This window comes from Peptoclostridium litorale DSM 5388, from assembly GCF_900141635.1.
GTDB classification, from domain to species: domain Bacteria; phylum Bacillota; class Clostridia; order Peptostreptococcales; family Peptostreptococcaceae; genus Peptoclostridium; species Peptoclostridium litorale.
The window spans coordinates 1-18738 of the sequence record NZ_FSRH01000006.1 but is presented as its reverse complement, the minus strand read 5'-3'; the positions used below and the strand labels follow the sequence as shown (position 1 = coordinate 18738).

17 protein-coding genes and 1 other annotated feature are annotated in these 18738 nt (G+C 41.0%); of the genes, 15 read left to right on the top strand and 2 right to left on the bottom strand.

The annotated features are described in order from the left end of the window. Positions 1 to 302 precede the first annotated feature (302 nt). The 8 genes from BUQ87_RS06830 to BUQ87_RS15660 all read left to right on the top strand — a co-directional run bounded on the left by BUQ87_RS06830 (position 303) and on the right by BUQ87_RS15660 (position 10811). Positions 303 to 1589, top strand: coding sequence for a glycine/sarcosine/betaine reductase component B subunit (locus BUQ87_RS06830; protein ID WP_038263873.1), 1287 nt, complete (start codon positions 303 to 305; stop codon positions 1587 to 1589). A 45-nt stretch (positions 1590 to 1634) separates the two neighbouring features. Then, a complete protein-coding gene (grdA, locus tag BUQ87_RS06820) occupies positions 1635 to 2111 on the top strand; it encodes a glycine/sarcosine/betaine reductase complex selenoprotein A (protein WP_077216508.1) in 477 nt (158 codons plus the stop codon). Positions 2112 to 2132: 21 nt separating this feature from the next. Next, on the top strand, positions 2133 to 3443 hold the full coding sequence (gene grdB, locus BUQ87_RS06815; protein ID WP_081823012.1) for a glycine reductase complex selenoprotein B: 1311 nt from the start codon (positions 2133 to 2135) through the stop codon (positions 3441 to 3443). 102 nt (positions 3444 to 3545) lie between these two features. Further along, on the top strand, positions 3546 to 4292 hold the full coding sequence (locus tag BUQ87_RS06805) for a DUF6873 family GME fold protein (RefSeq protein ID WP_330391289.1): 747 nt from the start codon (positions 3546 to 3548) through the stop codon (positions 4290 to 4292). Between the two features lie 218 nt (positions 4293 to 4510). Next, entirely contained in the window at positions 4511 to 6232 is a 1722-nt protein-coding gene (locus BUQ87_RS06800) for a [Fe-Fe] hydrogenase large subunit C-terminal domain-containing protein (RefSeq protein WP_038263861.1), read from the top strand. Positions 6233 to 6247: 15 nt separating this feature from the next. After that, positions 6248 to 7441, top strand: a complete 1194-nt coding sequence (locus BUQ87_RS06795; RefSeq protein ID WP_038263858.1) for a SpoIIE family protein phosphatase — start codon at positions 6248 to 6250, stop codon at positions 7439 to 7441. A 79-nt stretch (positions 7442 to 7520) separates the two neighbouring features. Further along, positions 7521 to 10382 (top strand): type I restriction endonuclease, encoded by a 2862-nt coding sequence (locus BUQ87_RS06790; RefSeq protein WP_143182425.1) that lies wholly within the window; start codon positions 7521 to 7523, stop codon positions 10380 to 10382. Between the two features lie 300 nt (positions 10383 to 10682). Beyond that, entirely contained in the window at positions 10683 to 10811 is a 129-nt protein-coding gene (locus tag BUQ87_RS15660) for a hypothetical protein (protein ID WP_278309040.1), read from the top strand. Between the two features lie 57 nt (positions 10812 to 10868). Here the strand turns inward: BUQ87_RS15660 and BUQ87_RS06780 are convergent, their stop codons facing one another. Further along, entirely contained in the window at positions 10869 to 11582 is a 714-nt protein-coding gene (locus BUQ87_RS06780; protein WP_052636049.1) for a RelA/SpoT domain-containing protein, read from the bottom strand. Between the two features lie 194 nt (positions 11583 to 11776). Next, positions 11777 to 12010, top strand: a binding site (T-box leader). A gap of 73 nt (positions 12011 to 12083) precedes the next feature. Here BUQ87_RS06780 and thrS point away from each other — a divergent pair. The 7 genes from thrS to BUQ87_RS06745 all read left to right on the top strand — a co-directional run bounded on the left by thrS (position 12084) and on the right by BUQ87_RS06745 (position 18387). Further along, on the top strand, positions 12084 to 14003 hold the full coding sequence (gene thrS / locus BUQ87_RS06775) for a threonine--tRNA ligase (protein ID WP_038263854.1): 1920 nt from the start codon (positions 12084 to 12086) through the stop codon (positions 14001 to 14003). Between the two features lie 246 nt (positions 14004 to 14249). After that, positions 14250 to 14768: a translation initiation factor IF-3 gene (gene infC / locus BUQ87_RS06770; RefSeq protein ID WP_242943797.1), complete on the top strand. Its 519-nt coding sequence runs from the start codon at positions 14250 to 14252 to the stop codon at positions 14766 to 14768. A gap of 25 nt (positions 14769 to 14793) precedes the next feature. Then, complete coding sequence (gene rpmI / locus BUQ87_RS06765; RefSeq protein WP_038263846.1) at positions 14794 to 14991, top strand: 50S ribosomal protein L35; 198 nt, start codon at positions 14794 to 14796, stop codon at positions 14989 to 14991. A gap of 30 nt (positions 14992 to 15021) precedes the next feature. Then, entirely contained in the window at positions 15022 to 15381 is a 360-nt protein-coding gene (gene rplT, locus BUQ87_RS06760) for a 50S ribosomal protein L20 (RefSeq protein WP_038263845.1), read from the top strand. 172 nt (positions 15382 to 15553) lie between these two features. After that, on the top strand, positions 15554 to 16900 hold the full coding sequence (locus BUQ87_RS06755; RefSeq protein WP_038263843.1) for a TrkH family potassium uptake protein: 1347 nt from the start codon (positions 15554 to 15556) through the stop codon (positions 16898 to 16900). A 16-nt stretch (positions 16901 to 16916) separates the two neighbouring features. After that, the gene (locus BUQ87_RS06750) at positions 16917 to 17570 is read left to right on the top strand and encodes a potassium channel family protein (RefSeq protein WP_038263840.1); all 654 of its coding nucleotides are present in this window, start codon (positions 16917 to 16919) and stop codon (positions 17568 to 17570) included. Positions 17571 to 17580: 10 nt separating this feature from the next. Further along, complete coding sequence (locus BUQ87_RS06745; RefSeq protein ID WP_038264548.1) at positions 17581 to 18387, top strand: TrmH family RNA methyltransferase; 807 nt, start codon at positions 17581 to 17583, stop codon at positions 18385 to 18387. Positions 18388 to 18483: 96 nt separating this feature from the next. Here BUQ87_RS06745 and BUQ87_RS06740 read toward each other — a convergent pair. Continuing rightward, on the bottom strand, positions 18484 to 18738 hold a 255-nt coding region (locus BUQ87_RS06740), incomplete at its 5' end, for an IS3 family transposase (protein ID WP_143182424.1).

Here is an 18738-nt window from a genome sequence, read left to right as displayed (position 1 = left end):
CAGGCGTTAGTTTGTTTTTTCTGTTTTTTGTGTTTTAGTAAACAAATTTAAAGGGCTGAACTTGTGGCTATAACGAGCAAACGCCTAATGCATCGGATTTTCAATATTGACTATAATTTAATTTGATAATTGGTTTATTTCAAGGATGAGCTAAGCTGGGTATGAATGCACTATAAATATAGGCAAAACAGATTTACCAGTTAGCATAATGAGGGGATGTGATATTGAGCAAGAGCATGGGGGCGAAGAAGTTAGAAGTTTAAACACTGAAAACAACCAAATTTGTGAGGAGGTATTTGTAAATGCGATTGGAACTAGGAAATATTTTCATAAAGGATGTTCAGTTTGCAAAACAGACAAAGATTGAAGGCGGAGTGCTGTATATAAACAAGCAGGAGATGATAGAGCAGCTTTCGGGTATTGAGCACATAAAATCAATAGATATAGACATAGCAAGGCCAGGAGACAGCGTGAGAATCACCCCGGTTAAAGATGTTATTGAGCCTCGTGTAAAGGTTGACGGCCCAGGGGGGATATTCCCGGGAGTCATAGGCAAGGTTGACACAGTGGGAAGCGGAAGAACCCACGTGCTTAAGGGGGCTGCCGTAGTTACAACAGGTGCAATAGTTGGATTCCAGGAAGGGATAGTCGATATGACAGGTCCGGGAGCTGATTATACTCCGTTTTCAAAGACGCTCAATGTCGTAGTTGTAGCTGAGGCTGAAGAAGGCATAGAGCAGCACAGGCATGAAGAGGCTGTAAGGATTGTAGGCCTGAAGGCAGGAGTTTACCTTGGAGAAGCGGGAAGAAATATAGAGCCTGATGAAGTCAATGTATATGAAACTGATACCCTGTTTGAAGGGGCTGCAAAATATCCGGAACTTCCAAAGGTGGGGTATGTATATATGCTTCAGACCCAGGGGCTTCTTCACGACACTTACGTATACGGCGTAGACGCCAAGAAGATAGTTCCAACAATACTTTATCCGACAGAAATAATGGATGGGGCAGTGCTGAGTGGAAACTGCGTTTCTTCTTGTGACAAAAACCCGACATACGTGCACTGCAACAACCCAATGGTTGAAGAGCTTTATGCACTACACGGAAAGGAAATTAACTTTATAGGTGTAATAATAACAAACGAGAACGTATACCTTGCAGACAAGGAAAGGTCTTCAAACTGGACGGCCAAGCTTTGCAAGTATATGGGACTTGACGGGGCCATAGTTTCCCAGGAAGGATTTGGAAATCCTGATACGGATCTCATAATGAACTGCAAGAAGATAGAAATGCAAGACGTCAAGACTGTAATATCCACAGATGAGTACGCAGGAAGGGACGGGGCTTCACAGTCACTTGCAGATGCGGACGTAAGGGCTGACGCAGTCATAAGCAACGGAAATGCCAACCAGACTATAGTTCTTCCACCTATGGAAAAAGTCATAGGCCACATAAATTATGTTGATACAATAGCTGGAGGATTTGACGGATCACTCAAAGAAGATGGAAGCATAGAAGTCGAAATACAAGCGATAACAGGAGCAACAAATGAGCTTGGATTTGGATATCTGTCAGCTAAGGGCTACTAAAAATGATATGCAGTGCAAAAGAACACCGAAAGAGGAGGTAGTGAAATGTCTGTATTTGATGGAAAGAAAATCGTCATAATAGGCGATAGAGACGGAATACCAGGCCCTGCAATAGCGGAGTGCCTTAAAAACACTCAGGCGGAAGTGGTTTATTCTGCTACTGAATGCTTTGTCTGAACCGCCGCAGGAGCAATGGACCTGGAAAACCAAAACAGGGTTAAGAATTTTGCTGAGCAATATGGCGATGAGAACCTGATTGTTATAGTTGGAGCGGCAGAAGCCGAATCTGCAGGACTAGCTGCAGAGACTGTAACGGCAGGAGACCCTACGTTTGCAGGCCCGCTTGCGGGAGTCCAGTTAGGACTAAGAGTGTATCATGCAGTTGAACCTACTTTCAAGGAAGCTGTAGATGCTGAGGTTTACGACGAGCAAATCGGAATGATGGAAATGGTTCTTGATGTTGACTCTATAGTTGAAGAGATGAAATCCATAAGGGAGCAGTTTTGCAAATTTAAAGATTAAACAAGGAGGTAAAGGCATATCATGAGTAAGATAAAAGTAGTCCATTATGTAAACCAGTTCTTTGCAGGAATAGGAGGGGAAGAAAAGGCTGATACAAAGCCGTTTATAGCTGAAACACTTCCGCCTATAAGCCAGAATCTTGACAAACTTCTCGGCGAAGAGGCGGAGGTAGTTGCAGCTATAGTGTGTGGAGACTCTTACTTCGGGGAAAACCTTGAAGAGGCCAAGAATAAAGTTTTGGAAATGGTAAAAGAGGCAAATCCGGATCTTTTCATAGCGGGGCCTGCATTTAATGCAGGAAGATACGGGGTTGCGGCAGGAACCATGACAAAGGAAGTTCAGGATGTACTTGGAATACCTGCAGTGACGGGGATGTATATTGAAAACCCTGGAGCCGACATGTTCAAAAAGCATGTATATGTGATATCAACTGCAGATTCTGCTGCGGGAATGAGAACGGCCCTTCCGGCGATTTCAAAATTTGCGCTTAAGCTTGCAAGAGGCGAAGAAATAGGATCTCCAGAGCAGGAAGGATATATAGAAAGAGGAATAAGGGTCAATGGATTCAAAGAAGACAGAGGAGCCAAAAGGGCTGTGGCAATGCTCATCAAGAAGCTCAAAGGTGAAGACTACGTAACTGAGTATCCGATGCCGTCTTTCGACAATGTTGAACCTGGAAAGGCAATAGCAGACCTTTCTAAAGCCAAAATAGCAATAGTGACATCGGGTGGCATAGTTCCAAAGGGAAATCCGGACAGGATAGAATCATCTTCGGCCTCTAAATATGGAAAGTACGACATAGAGGGGATAGACGACCTTACTTCAGAAAACTTTGAAACGGCGCACGGTGGACACGACCCTGTATATGCCAATGAGGATGCGGACAGAGTCATCCCGGTTGACGTTCTAAGGGATATGGAAAAAGAAGGCGTGATAGGAAAGCTTCACAGATACTTCTATTCTACGGTTGGAAATGGTACTGCAGTTGCAAGTTCTAAGAAGTTTGCCGCGGAGTTTACTAAAGAACTCCTTGCAGACGGAGTGGACGCAGTTATACTTACTTCAACCTGAGGCACTTGTACACGTTGCGGTGCAACTATGGTAAAAGAAATAGAAAGATCGGGGATACCTGTGGTTCACATATGCACAGTTACTCCTATAGCACTAACAGTTGGAGCCAACAGAATAGTTCCAGCTATAGCAATACCTCACCCGCTTGGAGACCCGGCTCTTACACATGAAGAGGAAAAGGCTCTGAGAAGGAGAATAGTTGAAAAGGCACTCAAGGCTCTTCAAACTGAAATAAGTGAGCAGACTGTATTTGAAGATTAATTTTGAATTTTAATATCATTAGTAATATAATTAAAGCTGCAGGACATGTATGTCCTGCAGTTTTAATTATGTTGACATTTGGAGGAAATGAAATTGAAATTTGTGGAAAAACCATTTGTACCGGACAAAAAAGTGAAGCTTGCACTTGTCGATCCCAGAATGCCACATGAAATGAAATGCTTTCTCAATGACAGGGGAATAGAAACTATAGACGGATTTAATTCGAAAATGACATATGAAGCCATATCGGGGCATCCTGACATATCGTTTTGCCATGTTGGAGGCTCAAAGGCGGTAGCCTCTCCGGAATCATTTGAATATTATAAAAAAGAGCTTTCAAGACATGGGTTTGAAGTGGTAAGAGGACAAAAAAGCCCGGGCATCAAATATCCCGGGAACATATGCTATAATGCTGCAATAATTGGAAGTTTAGTCATACACAAGCTCAGTCATACCGATACAGTTCTTTTGGATGAACTGGAATGCAATGGCATAAAAAAAATAAATGTAAAACAGGGGTACAGCAAGTGCTCCATATGCATAGTCGGAGAAAATGCAATAATAACGGCAGATTCAAATATACATGAAGTGGCCCTCCAAAATGGAGTGGGCAGTCTTTTGATAAGAGCCGGAGGAGTCGTTTTGGATGGATTTGAATACGGATTTATAGGCGGCAGCAGCGGGCTCATATCTGAAAATGAGATTTTTTTTGCAGGCGACATAGCAAATCATCCGAATTATGCTTCCATAATGGAATTTTTACATAAAAATGGAAAAGATGCAGTCTGTATGAATGGCCGAGAGCTTTTGGATGTCGGCTCGATTATACCGTTGAAGGAATGGATGTAAATTATAATTATGCATTATTAGTAATTTGTGTGAATAAAAAATATATGATATGGTATATTATAATATATAAAAATGTTGAGATTTAAATGTTTTTACAAGTAGAAAGAGGCAAATGCCAAAACAGTATTAAAATAAATACATTTTGATAAAAAATTGACAAAAAAACACTTAAGGGTATAATATAGTATATAATAAGAATTTTGTATGGAGATGGTCTTATGGAGAATTTTCTTGAAGTGGTAGATTTAAAATGCAAGGGCTGCTACAGATGTGTGAGCAGCTGTCCGGTGAAAGCTATAAAGATAGAAAACAATAAGGCGAAAATAGTGGAGGACCTTTGCATATCCTGTGGCAACTGCTACAGGGAATGCCCCCACGATGCCATAGTGGTAAGATCTGACCTAGGACAGGTTAGAGAGTATATAAGGCTCAACTACAATGTTGTTGCGTCTTTGGACCCTTTTATATTTTCGGATTTAAGCGGAATGAACAAGGGTCAGTTTGTAACGGCTCTAAAGCAGCTTGGATTTTACAAGGTTGAAGACATGAGCATGGCCTCAAAAGCGGTTAAGGAGTTCTACAAGGGAAGTGTGAATAAAAACGGAAATCCCCCTAAGAAGAAGCTCCTGATGTCGACGTACTGCAATTGTGCAAATCAAATGATAAAAAAATATCATGAAGATATCGTGCCGTATCTCATGCCTTCTGAATCGCCTATGGTAATACATGCAAAATATATAAAGGAAAAGTATGGAATGGACACCAAGGTCATTCACATAGGTCCTTGCATATCAAGGAAAGTTGAGGCGCTTGAGCCCCAAAACAGGGATTATATAGACAAGGTGCTAACGTTCAGCCAGCTTTTAAGCTGGGTATATTCATCGATAGACAATATTTCAAGCCTAGATGAAAGCGAGCTTGACAATGCTGTGCATACTGAAGGATGCGTGTTCCTGGATTCGCCGTGTACGGGATCTCCTATTGGAGAAATGACAAAGGTAGACATACTTGGAATACAAGAATGTGACAATTTTATAAATGCTGTATACAGCGGCGAGATAGAAAATGTGTTCGCGAACGTAAGGACATGCGTTGGAGGATGTGCCGGCGGGCCGGACTACAAGACGAAAAGGGGGATAGTGACAAGGGAGCAAAAAGTCAGGGAGTATGCCAAAGAAGGCAGATTCGACGGAAAGAGCAAGGAACTGGACTCCATATACAGCAACATGCAAATAGAAAACCCCCTTAAAAAGATAGATGTTCCAATAAAAAAGGCTACTGAAGATGAAATAAAAAATGCGCTCGCAAAAATGGGCAAAGTCACAAAGGAGCTTGAGCTAGACTGCGGGGCATGCGGGTACAAGACCTGCAGGGAAAAGGCAATAGCCATATGCAAGGGAATGTCTGAGCCCAAAAACTGCAGGATATACATGCATGATATGCTAAACCGGCTCAGCAACTCCATATTCGATATAAGCCCCAACTATATTGTAATAGTGGGCGAGGACTTTAAAATAATAGACGTGAATGACGCAATGCAGAATATAATGGGAGAGCCCAAGGAAAAACTCATAGGAACATATATAGGCAACTATATGGACATAAGGGATTTCGTAGAGGTTTCGTACAGCAAGCAGGACATACTTGGCAAAAAGGTGAGATGGGAAAACTACGGCAAGGACCTTATGGAAAACATACTCTATGTCGAAGAAAAAAATGCCCTGGTTGCAATAATGAATGACAACACTAAAGATGAAAGCCAGAAAAGGATGATACAGGAGATGAAGCTTAGGACTATAGATATAAGCCAAAACCTTATCGAAAAGCAAATGCGTGTGGCTCAGGAGATAGCTTCACTTCTTGGCGAGAGTACGGCTGAAACAAAGATAATACTTACAAGTCTTAAGGAACTTGCTATAAAAGAAAAAGAATATTATTAGTAGAGGCTGATGGCTATGAATAAAAAAGACAATAATGAAGTGAACTTTATAGATTATGCATATTTGAACATAAGCAAAAGCGGAGAGGAGCTCTGCGGCGACAGTGTTGAAATAGCCAGGTACGACGGGGGAGTCATGGCTGTGCTTTCTGACGGGCTGGGCTCGGGCGTAAAGGCAAACATACTTTCAACACTAACGTCAAAAATAGCAATAACCATGCTAAAGAGCGGCTCGTCTATAGAAGAAGTCGTAAACATAATAATAAACACTCTTCCGGTTTGCAAGGTTAGGAATCTTGCGTATTCGACATTCACAATAATACACATGCTTGACAGCGGAAAGGTATATGTGGCCAATTTTGACAACCCGGAGGTAATACTCAGGGACAGGACCGGATCAAGGCTTATACGCGGAAATGAGGTAATAATATCAAACAGGAAGGTAAGGGAAGAAGAATTCGAGGTTGAAGACGGGGATACTCTGCTTGCGATAAGCGACGGGGTTGCCCATGCAGGCATAGGAGCAGCGCTTAACTATGCCTGGGAGACTGAGAACATATCCAAATACCTTGAGAAGATTCCTAAAAGCATAAGTGCGCTAAACACCGCAAAGAGGATAATATCGACATGCAACCACCTCTATCAGGAAAAACCTTACGATGATGCCACTGTCATAGTTCTCAAATATGTAAGGCAAAAATTTGTGACTCTTTTTTCAGGGCCGCCTCTTGAAATTGAAGATGACAAAAAGGTTGTCAAAAAGCTAATGTCCACTTACGGAAAGAAAGTGGTATGCGGCGGAACGGCCGCACAGATTGTGGCAAGGGAGACGGAGCACGAGGTTGAAGTCGACATGGACAATATTAATGCCGACGTACCGCCTATAGCCTATATAAAGGGAGTTGACCTTGTCACTGAAGGTGTGCTCACACTAAAGAAGGCTCTTGACATATTGAGGCTCTACAATAAGGATATAAGGCATCTCGATGAATTTTTTAAGGGTGACAAGCACAAGAATGGGGTATATTTACTCTTAAAGGTGCTGCTTGACGATGCTACACATATAAGATTTATGGTGGGTAGGAGAATAAACCCTGCTCATGAAAATTTCGACTTCCCCGAAGAGCTCGCGTCCAAAATTGACATAATAAAGGGGATAAAAGACGAGCTTAAAAAGCTTGGAAAAGAAGTTTCAACAGAATACTATTAGATTTTGAAGTTTAAGCCGCCCTTTAGGGTGGCTTTTTTTGACGCTTGGATATGTTAAAAGCAATGACAGGAGGGCTGGTATGAAAAGGGGAGAGTCAGAATATGCATTAGCGCTTGAAATAATGGACAGATGCGGATATGAATACAGGCTTGGAAAAGAGCTGACTCCAGAGTTGGGGGAGAGAGCGGCCATGGACGATTTTATACTTCAAAAAAGGCTCATTTCGTCGCTTGAAAGGTTGAATCCGTGGATGAGTGATAAGGACATTGAAACTGCTGTTAAAAAGGTAAAGTTTCCGGGCAGAAAAGAAGGGGATATATTGATTTCAGTAAACGAAAACCTTTATGAAATTTTGACAAGGGATATATTAAAGCTGGAGTCCGTGGGTGAAAACGGAAAAAAGGAATATAAGAGGGTAAGATTCATAGATTTTGAAGACTGCTTTAATAATGAATTTTTGATTACTAAGGGTTTTGAAGTCTTAAATGAAAACGGAAGGACGGAGTTAGACATAGTGGCATTTGTAAACGGCATACCCCTTGTTATATGCGAAAGAAGGCAGCAGTCGAAAAACATGGTGTTTGACGAGGAGCTCTTGAAAAAAGACATTATTTCAAACTTAGTTAAAAAATCATATGAATCGGGAATCTCAGGAAGTTGCATGATCAACATAATATACACTGAAAGCAAGGGCTATATGGGAAGCCTTACTGATCATGTACACCAGTACAGGGGATTTGGGGAGTGGATTTCAAAAGACTGGCAAATCGAGCCGTTTGTTAGGGAAAATCTGCTGGCACTTATAAAAAATGGGATATGGTTTGAAAACAGCCAGGATACAGGCGAACGCATAAAAAGCATTACGAGCCTTAGCACAATACTTGGAGCTAGAAGGCTTGTACAGAGCTTTGAAAACGGGCTTTCAGGGCATTTCAATATGTTTTACGGGACAGATTCCGACAGGGCCGTAGAGTCGTTTACGAAGCATATACTTGAAAGCTCAAAAAGTGAAGGGTATAAAATTGCATTTATAACGAAAAGGCCGTCTGTTAAAAAGTCGGTGGAAAGGATGGTGTCGGCCTCTAAAAAGCATATTAGGATCTTCAAAAGGATAGCTGACTTTCTATTTGAAAAGGCGGATATGGAAGGAATGGGCATGATTTTTGCGGACGAAGACATGCTGGGAAGACTAATTGACTTTTGCACCGCAGGATTTGAAAATGAGGAGTTTGAAAAAATAATATTCGCAGTTGACGGATTTGAACACAGAGGAGACGACATAGAAAAGCTCAAGAAAATACTCCCGGGCTGCATATTTTTTGAATTCAAATGGAATCATAAGCTCTTGGAACATGAAAAGAAATATGCGTATCAAAAGGGGCTTTGCAAAGACCCGGATATAGCAATAAGAGAAGGACATATAGTAAAAGCCATAGTGAAGAACAAAAAAACGGGGTTTGACACTGAGGATTCCAAACATAAAAATATTGAAAAAAAGGCAATCGATATTTTGGCACGTTATGTAGACTCGACGCACAGGCAGGGGTTTAAAGGAGTTCTGCTGTGCCGGGATGAATATGATGCTAAGCTCTATTATGAAATGCTTATGGAAAACATTGATTCGGTAGGCGGTGAAAATATAAAAATGGAATTATACCTTAAAGCAGATCTGGGGGATGAAACCGGCAGGCTTTTAAAGGCGTTTAAGGACCCGCTGCACAAGGAGAATACTGCTATTATGATAACTGATCACATACCCGATTCAAGTTTTGAAATGCCTCATGTAAAAGCTGTATACTGTGACTGCCATGCGAAGTCACTGCAAGAGGCCATAAGGGCGGTGTCTATTGGATGCATCAACGTACAGAACAAGGGCTTTTCGGTGTTTGTAGATTATGCTGGGGTGAATCTGGATTATTTCATAGAAGAAGAGACGATAGGAGAAAATGCAGACCTTAGGGGATTTGTGCTGTCCAACGAGAATGCAAAAAGAAGGCTGGAAGAGCTTCGGGGAGCAATAAAAGAGCTTATTGAAAATGAAAATGTAATTGAAAGGGTAGTAAGAATAATGGGTAATAAGCATAAAAGAGCGCAGTATGAAGCTTTTTACAGGGAGTTTTCAAAAATTATGGAAGAGCTAATGAGTGAAAGCCATGTGGCCAAGCATCTGGATGATTTCAAGTGGTTTTCCCATATACAGGCTGTGCTAACAGCAGCATATGCTCCAGAAAAGGGATTTGACATGCATTATATGGGCAAGCGGGGGAAGCGATTTTTGAATGAATACTTTTCTGAAATAGGAATTCAAAATATCATCGTGCCCATAAGCGCATTCGACGGAGATTTTGGCAGGAAGATAAGCTGCATAGGAAGCAGCTCTGCAAGGGCACATGCAATTGAAAATGCCATAAGAAGGGCCATAGAGGTCAACCTGGACAAGAACCCCGAATTTTATGAAAATCTGCTTTCAAAGCTGGAAACAATACTGATAGATACCCAAGATGATTTTTTTAAGAGGGAGGAGAGCCTAAAAGGTCTTTGGGAAGAAGAAATAGAGGAAGATATTGTAAAGGCGAGAAAACTTGGAATTTCAATTGACGCATACAGGGTCATGCACATAATAGACGAGTATGCCATGGAGGATGTTAAAAGCAATGAGCTGCTTGATATGGCAGTGGAAATATCTGAAGAAATAATGGGAATAGTTGAAAGCAACTTTGTTAAGGGCTGGAACATTAAAAAGGAAAAGCTCAAAGCCGTTGAAGCGGACGTATTGAATATGATTATTAGGGAATATGCGGATGTGTTTAAGCTGGAAGATGTAAAAAATGTTTCAAAAGAGCTTTTGCATTTTGCTGTATGCAGCTATGAGACATTAGAGTTTAAAAAGAGAGCGAAGGAAGTCACTGTGGACGATTTCATGAGAGAAATACTGGAATAAACTATAAGGAAATGATATTCAATATAGATGGACTATAAAAATTTGACATAATGAGGCCTAAATGATATATTCGTAATGAGAGTAAATATCATGTCATTAAGGATGGTGAATATATTGAAGATAACGATAGATGAAGCTGCTGTAAGCAGCATAACTGAGGTTATGGAGCAAAATGCAGACCAGCCTAAAAACGTAAGAATATATGTTGCAGGAATGGGCTGAGGCGGTCCAGTATTTGGACTTGCTCTGGATGAGCAAAAGGAAAATGATGAAGTAGACAACTCTGGAAAGGTTGCATTTGTGGTTGACAAGGACCTTGTAGCGCAGTACGGAGGATTTGCAGTTGAGACTTTCGGACAGGGATTCCGTGTAACTCCTGAAGTAGCACCTGCATCGGGATGCAGTTCTTGCGGAGGAAGCTGCGGCTAAACTCAACATTAAAAAATCGATATAAAATACTGATGACCCGGCGGTTTGCCGGGTTTTTTATTTTTTGAGGTCTTTTTCAAAAACCTTTAGGAAAGATGCCATATCGTCGGCTGTGGACGAGAGCTGGTTGAGTATTTTAAGATAGTTTGAAATTATAGGATTTTCGGTATTGTAGGGGTACCTGATGTGATGGTCTATTTCGCTCCAGGCCTCCTCGAATATTGTCCGAAGCTGTATTTCGGCAATAAGCGGTATGCCGCCGGTTTCGATCTTTACGAGATAGTGTATGGACCTGTATCCAAATTCACGGTATCTTATGTCAAAACCCTTCGATATGAAATTTTCAAAAGGAACTCCCATATCGCCTTTTTTGAAGTTTGCCTGAGGTTTTTCGGCAAGGTGCCACCTGCTTCTTATGAACTTGTCTATAGCTTCCCAGTCCTCCTTGAAAAGATGTATTACACGTGTTCCTATGAGGTCCGTCATGAGGTTGGGGTAGTTGGACGCATCTATTGACATGTGGGGTCTTTTTATCTTTTTTCTTATTATTTTTTCTATGAGATGCTCGGGGTCTTTAACCCTGAATTTCACGGAGTGGATATTAGGGACTTTTCTCAGTATTGATGCCAGGTATTCCGCAGTGTATTCAAGCTCGCTTATTTTGCATATATAATCCTTGTATATCGACATGAGCTCTTCCCATGAAAGGCCGCATTGGAGAAATGTTTCATCTGTTATATTGTATTTTTTTAAAAACAAATTCATATCCATTGTATGATCTCCTTGTATTTTTATTTCAAAACGAAGCGTGGAGTTTGCCTAATTTAAGGATTATCCATATGTATTGTGCATATAAATAATGCTATTCTATTAATATACCCAGATTACAAGAAAATAGAGAAACAGTATTGACAAATTTTCTATTAAGGTATATATTTACTTTAATCAAAATTAGAATGTATACTGCAAATGCACAGAAGAGGAAGAGTAGATTGGACCCGGCTTGAAGAGAGAAAGCGCCATCGGCTGAAAGCGCTTTTAGGCATGGACAGTTGAAAACTACCTTGGAGCAAGGGCCTCAGTAGCTTATGTGAAATGGTCTGCGTTTTGCCGGCGTTAACGGCTTTTTGAGTGGATCTGCTGCTTGTTTGCGGCGATCAATTTAGGTGGAACCGCGATTTCAAGCTCTCGTCCTATTTTTTAGGATGGGAGTTTTTTTATTGCAAATATGCATTTGAACTGTTGAAAAACCAATTAGGGGAGGAATATATAATGAGCAGCATAAAGATAACTTTAAAAGACGGCTCTGTAAAGGAGTTTGAAAGCGGAGTAGTGCTTCTGGACGTTGCAAAATCAATAAGTGATGGATTTGCAAGAAGCGTAGTGGCAGGAGAAGTCGATGGAGATAAAGTCGGACTTGGATACAAGCTTGAAAAGGATGCGCAGGTTAATTTCCTGAGATTCAGCGATGAAGAGGGAAAAGACGTATTCAGGCACACAAGCGCCCACATACTTGCACAGGCTATAAAAAGGGTTTACCCAGATGCGAAGCTTGCGATAGGACCGGCTATAGAGAGCGGCTTTTATTACGATGTAGACCTTGAAGAGAAGATAACTCCTGAAGATCTTGAAAAGATAGAAGCTGAAATGAAGAAGATAACAAAGGAAGACCATGCTATAGAGAGATTTGAGCTTCCGAGAAATGAAGCTATAGAGCTTATGAAGAAAATTGGAGAGGACTACAAGGTGGAGCTTATAGAAGATCTTCCTGAAGACTCTATAATATCTTTCTACAAGCAGGGCGATTTTGTAGACCTTTGCAAGGGACCTCACCTAGAATCGACGAAAAAGGTGAAAGCGTTCAAACTTTTAAGCCTTGCAGGAGCTTACTGGAGAGGTGACGAGAAGAACAAAATGCTTCAAAGGATATATGGAACTTCATTTGAAAAGAAAAAAGACCTTGACGAATATCTTAACATGCTTGAAGAGGCTAAAAAGAGAGACCACAGAAAGCTTGGAAAAGAGCTTGGGCTTTTCATGATGTCTGACATGGGACCGGGATTCCCGTTCTTCCTTCCAAGAGGAACAGAGCTTAAAAACAAGCTTCTTCAGTACTGGAGAGAGGTTCACAGAAGATGGGGATATGTTGAAATTGAAACTCCTATGATACTAAACAAGGAGCTTTGGGAGACTTCGGGCCACTGGTACCACTACAAGGAGAACATGTACACTCTTGAAATAGACAATGAGGACTATGCTATAAAGCCTATGAACTGTCCTGGCGGAATGCTTGAGTACAAGTCTAAAATGCACTCGTACAGAGACTTCCCTATAAGAGTCGGAGAAATAGGAAGGGTTCACAGACACGAGCTTTCAGGAGCGCTTCACGGACTTATGAGGGTTAGGGCCTTCACTCAGGACGACGCCCACATATTCATGCTTCCGGAGCAGATAAAGGACGAAATAAAAGGCGTTGCAACTCTTATAGATGAAATATACAAGACATTTGGATTCAAGTACCACGTGGAGCTTTCTACAAGACCTGAAGACTCAATGGGATCTGACGAAGAGTGGGAAATGGCTGAAAACGGCCTTAGAGAAGCACTTGAGGAAATGGGACTTGAGTACAAGCTAAACGCTGGAGACGGAGCTTTCTACGGACCTAAGATAGACTTCCACCTTCAGGACTGCATAGGAAGAACTTGGCAGTGCGGTACTATACAACTTGACATGCAGCTTCCTCAAAGATTCGACCTTACTTATATAGGAAAGGACGGAGAAAAGCACAGACCTATAATGATACACAGGGTTGCATTTGGAAGTATAGAGAGATTCATAGGAATACTTATAGAGCATTTCGCAGGCAAATTCCCTACTTGGATAGCGCCTGTCCAGGTTAAGGTACTTCCTATATCGGACAAGTTCATGGGCTATGCAAAAGATGTCAAGGACAAGCTGTTCAACATGGGAATGAGAGTAGAACTTGACAACAGGGCTGAAAAGATAGGATACAAGATAAGAGAAGCCCAGCTTGAGAAGGTTCCATACATGCTTATAATAGGGGAAAAAGAGGTTGAAGCTGGCAATATTTCAGTTCGTTCAAGAGACAAGGGAGAACTTGGATCAATGGCCATGGAGGACTTTATAAGTGTAATAAGAGAAGAAGAAAAAAATAGAACAATGAATATCTAAAAATGTCATTGACAATTATATTTTTGGATGATATACTTTATTGAGTGTTGAAAAACGAAGAAGAAGCTGTCCGCTTCTCACCCCAGCGAGCGTATTGTACGGGTTAATACAGTATAGATTTACTTACATGCCGGTTTGTGTCGGCGCGTTTGGATTGCTGTGTATTTTATTAGCGGATGGTTGTTGCCATCCGCTTTTTATGTTATATATTTGTTGTAGCTAATTCGGATTGCTAAAAAAACGGAGGTGTTAATCATTAAAGAATTACAAATTAATGAGCAGATAAGGGACAGAGAAGTAAGACTCGTATCTGATACAGGGGAACAGCTTGGAATAGTGCCGCTTAAAGAGGCGCTGCAAATGGCAAGAGAAAAGGAACTGGATCTTGTAAAAGTTGCTCCTGAAGCAAAACCGCCCGTATGTAAATTTTTAGACTATGGAAAATACAAGTATGAAATCTCTAAGAAGGAAAAAGAGTCCAAGAAAAAGCAGAAGATAATAACTGTAAAAGAGATAAGACTCAGACCGAGAATAGAAGAAAATGACCTTATGACTAAATCGAAGATGGCTTCGAAGTTCCTTGAAAAGGGAGACAAGGTAAAGGTTGTTGTAAGATTTAGAGGAAGAGAACTTGGACATAAGGAAATAGGTTTTGAAGTTATAAACAACTTCATAGCAAAGCTATCTGATTTTGGCAAGCCAGAGGCTAGGCCGAAATTTGAAGGTAATAGCCTGGTTGTAATGCTTGAACCAGTAGAGAAGTAAGATATATTGAGAGGAGGAAACTAGCATGCCAAAGATGAAAACTCATAGAGGAGCAGCTAAGAGATTCAAGAAAACAGGAAGTGGAAAACTTAAGAGAAGCAAAGCGTTCAGAAGACATATACTTACTAAGAAGTCAGCTAAGACTAAGAGAAACCTTAGACAGGCAACTGTAGTTAGCGACGGCGACATGAAGAGAATAGCTACATTATTACCATACCTATAATATTAGGTTCAGATAAGGAGTGAAAAAGAAATGGCAAGAGTAAAAAAGGGCGTTACCGCTCGTAGAAGACATAAAAAAGTACTAAAGCTTGCGAAAGGTTTCAAGGGAGCTAGAAGCAAACTTTTCAGACCAGCAAACCAATTCGTTATGAAGGCGCTTAGAAACGCATACGTTGGTAGAAAGCTTAAGAAGAGAGATTTCAGAAAGCTTTGGATAACAAGAATAAACGCTGGAACTAGAATGCACGGACTTTCTTATTCTAAATTCATAAGCGGACTTAAGCTTGCGGACATAAACATAAACAGAAAAATGCTTTCAGAAATGGCTATACATGATCCAGAAGGATTCAAGCAGCTTGTAGATGTTGCTAAGCAAAAGCTTGGCGCTTAATTTTCATCTAAAATTTAAATAAATGGGCAAGTCTCTTTTGAGACTTGCCTTTTGTTTAGAATGAAATTTGAAATGGGAGACGTCTGTGATTCTTAAACGTAACTGGAATATTATGCGTACTTTATAAATATATTTCATGGCGTTTAAGTCTCTTCTAAAAGAGGTGTAATTTATGATAAGAAGTAGAGAAAAAAAGGAAAGATCGCTTTCTCCCGCCCAGATAATAGTTGTAGGCTTTGCGGTTACGATACTAATAGGTGCATTGCTTTTGAACCTGCCAGCTGCAAGCAAAGACGGGCAGAGCGTAGGTTTTATAAATGCACTTTTTACGTCCACATCTGCCGTATGTGTTACGGGGCTTGTGGTTGTTGATACGGGTACATACTGGACTGATTTTGGCAAGATAGTGATACTTTGTCTGATTCAAATAGGCGGAGTAGGATTCATGTCCATGGCGACAATGTTTTCTATGCTTATTGGAAAGAGGATATCACTTAGAGAGAGAATGATAATACAAGAGGCCCTCAATCAAAACGACCTTTCGGGGCTTGTAAGACTTACAAGGCACATACTTATAGGAACATTTCTTATAGAGGCCATAGGAGCAATCCTCCTTTCAATTGTATTCATACCTGAAAAGGGTTTTGTAAAGGGCGTGGCATATGGGGTGTTCCATTCGGTTTCAGCATTTTGTAATGCAGGTTTTGACATAGTGGGAAATGGAAGATCGCTCACCCCTTATGTTGACAATATAATAGTCAATTTCACAGTAATGGGGCTCATAATACTTGGTGGAATAGGTTTTACAGTAATAATAGACATACTCAAAAAAGGAAGTATAAAAAGGCTTTCACTTCATTCGAAAATGGTGATTTCTATGACAACCGGTCTTATAGTCACGGGATTTGCATTGTTTTTTGCACTTGAATTCAACAATCCTGCCACTCTTGGAACTCTTTCGATAAAGGGAAAAGTGCTTGGAGCCCTTTTCCAGTCGGTGACTCCGAGGACAGCGGGTTTTAATACTATAGACATGGACTCCATGAGAGACAGTTCTAAATTTTTGACAATAGTATTCATGTTCATAGGAGGCTCGCCAGGATCCACGGCGGGAGGAATAAAGACATCCACTCTGGCAGTGCTTATACTTACTGTGCTTACACTTGTCAAAGGAAAAGAACACGTGGAGGCTTTCAAAAGAAGGATATCGTATTCAGTGGTAAACAAGGCTCTTGCCGTAGTGGGAATTGGAATATCTCTTGTGATATTCATGACCATGGCGCTTACGCTTACGGAAAGCTTCGAATTTTTAAAGATATTCTTTGAAACTGTATCTGCATTTGGAACGGTCGGCCTTAGCCTTGGAATGACATCCAGCCTTTCCATGACTGGGAAAATACTCATTTCAATACTTATGTTTTCGGGAAGAGTTGGTGCCCTTACAGTGCTTCTTGCGCTTGCGGGAAGGGAAAAGAAGACACTTACTAAATATCCTGAAGGAAGAGTTATTGTAGGATAGAAAGGAGCATTGCTTTATGAAGAGGCAATTTGCTGTGATAGGCTGTGGAAGATTTGGAACATCCCTTGCAAAAACCCTTTATGCACTTGGGCACGAGGTCATGGCTGTAGACAAGAGCGAGGAGAGGGTTCAAAGCATTTCGGATTTTGTGACGTATGCTGTCCAGGCTGACGCTACTGATGAAAAGACTCTGAAATCACTTGGGATAAGAAATTTTGATACTGCTGTAATAAGCATAGGGTCGGACATACAATCGTCAATAATGACTACGCTTATGGCGAAGGAGCTTGGAGTCAAATATGTGCTTTGCAAGGCCCAAAACGAGCTTCAGGCGAAAGTGCTTTACAAGATAGGAGCGGACAAGGTCGTATTCCCTGAAAGGGATATGGGCGTTAGGGTCGCCCACAACCTGGTATCACAAAACGTGCTTGAATATATAGAACTCTCGCCGGACTATTCAATAGTCGAGATAGTAGCTCCTAAAAACTGGGTGGGCAAGTCCATAAAGGACCTTGACCTTAGGGCGGCATTTGGAATAAACGTAATGGCTATAAAATATCCTCAGGGAATCAACATATCACCTTCTGCAGACAAGGTGCTTGAAAAGAATGACATACTCGTGGTGATAGGCAAGAACGACGTCATCAATAAGATTGAAGAAAAGGGTTAATATCATGTATATGGACATAAAAAGCAGGGACAATGAGAAGTTCAAGTATCTTAAATCCCTTTTGAAAAAGAAAAACAGAATGCGCGAAGAGAAATACATGGTTGAAGGATACAGGATAATAAAGCAGGCGATAGAGACTGGTGAAAAGCTCCACATGGCCGTCTTTTCAGAAAGCTTTGAAAAAAACGAATTCTGCGAATCTGTGCTAAGTGAGCTTGAAAACCAGGGAACCAAGGTGTATAGGCTTGACCAGAAGCTATTTGATGAAATATCGGATACCCAAAATTCACAGGGCATAATAGCAGTAGCCCATATGAAGAGCCTTGATCTGAAAGAGCAGGTAGGAAAGGGAACGAGATTTGTTCTTGTACTCGACAGGATACAAGACCCTGGCAATATGGGAACCATAATAAGAACGGCTGATGCGGCGGGAGTAGAGGCGGTAGTGCTTCTCAAGGGCTGCGTGGACGTATACAATCCAAAGGTCTTGAGGTCTACAATGGGTTCTGTATTCACAATGCCTATTTTGAGCGCAGACGATTCGGAAAGCGCGCTGGACATTCTAAAGGAAGAAGGGTTTGCCGTGGCATCGAGCATACTCGAGACTGACTCCTATTATGACGAGATATCGTATCCGCAGAAAATAGCTCTTGTCATAGGGAATGAGGCAAATGGAATAGACCAGTCAATAATTGAAAGGTCTGACATAAAGGTTAAGATTCCAATATACGGCAATGCCGAATCGCTGAACGCAGGCATAGCCGCAGGAATACTCATGTACAAGATAGCGGGAGTTTTATATTGTATTAAAAAATAAGGGCATGTTTAAAACAATGTTGATATAATAGAAGTTTTTAAGGGAACCTCGGAATGAACTGACCCTTGTCAAGTAGACAGATAATTAAATAAAAATTTATGCTATAAGTGCTTTGTTCCGATATTCTATCGGAGCTAAGCACTTTAGTCTTTTTTGAAATCGTCTTTCATTGTAAAATACTATGTATTCCTTGATTTTATCAACTAAATCATCAAGCGATTTAAAGATTTTCCCATAGAACATTTCAGACTTTAGAATGCCAAAGAATCCTTCCATAGGACCATTGTCGATGCATTTGCCAACACGTGACATACTTTGGATCATTCCTGCGTTTTTAATCTTGCTTTTAAA

Coding starts and splice junctions, on each gene's coding strand:
- thrS (WP_038263854.1), top strand. CDS start 12,084: ATGAGCAGCATAAAGATAACTTTAAAAGACGGCTCTGTAAAGGAGTTT.
- rplT (WP_038263845.1), top strand. CDS start 15,022: ATGGCAAGAGTAAAAAAGGGCGTTACCGCTCGTAGAAGACATAAAAAA.
- BUQ87_RS06755 (WP_038263843.1), top strand. CDS start 15,554: ATGATAAGAAGTAGAGAAAAAAAGGAAAGATCGCTTTCTCCCGCCCAG.
- BUQ87_RS06795 (WP_038263858.1), top strand. CDS start 6,248: ATGAATAAAAAAGACAATAATGAAGTGAACTTTATAGATTATGCATAT.
- BUQ87_RS06800 (WP_038263861.1), top strand. CDS start 4,511: ATGGAGAATTTTCTTGAAGTGGTAGATTTAAAATGCAAGGGCTGCTAC.
- rpmI (WP_038263846.1), top strand. CDS start 14,794: ATGCCAAAGATGAAAACTCATAGAGGAGCAGCTAAGAGATTCAAGAAA.
- BUQ87_RS06830 (WP_038263873.1), top strand. CDS start 303: ATGCGATTGGAACTAGGAAATATTTTCATAAAGGATGTTCAGTTTGCA.
- BUQ87_RS06750 (WP_038263840.1), top strand. CDS start 16,917: ATGAAGAGGCAATTTGCTGTGATAGGCTGTGGAAGATTTGGAACATCC.
- BUQ87_RS06780 (WP_052636049.1), bottom strand. CDS start 11,582: ATGGATATGAATTTGTTTTTAAAAAAATACAATATAACAGATGAAACA.
- BUQ87_RS06790 (WP_143182425.1), top strand. CDS start 7,521: ATGAAAAGGGGAGAGTCAGAATATGCATTAGCGCTTGAAATAATGGAC.
- BUQ87_RS06745 (WP_038264548.1), top strand. CDS start 17,581: ATGGACATAAAAAGCAGGGACAATGAGAAGTTCAAGTATCTTAAATCC.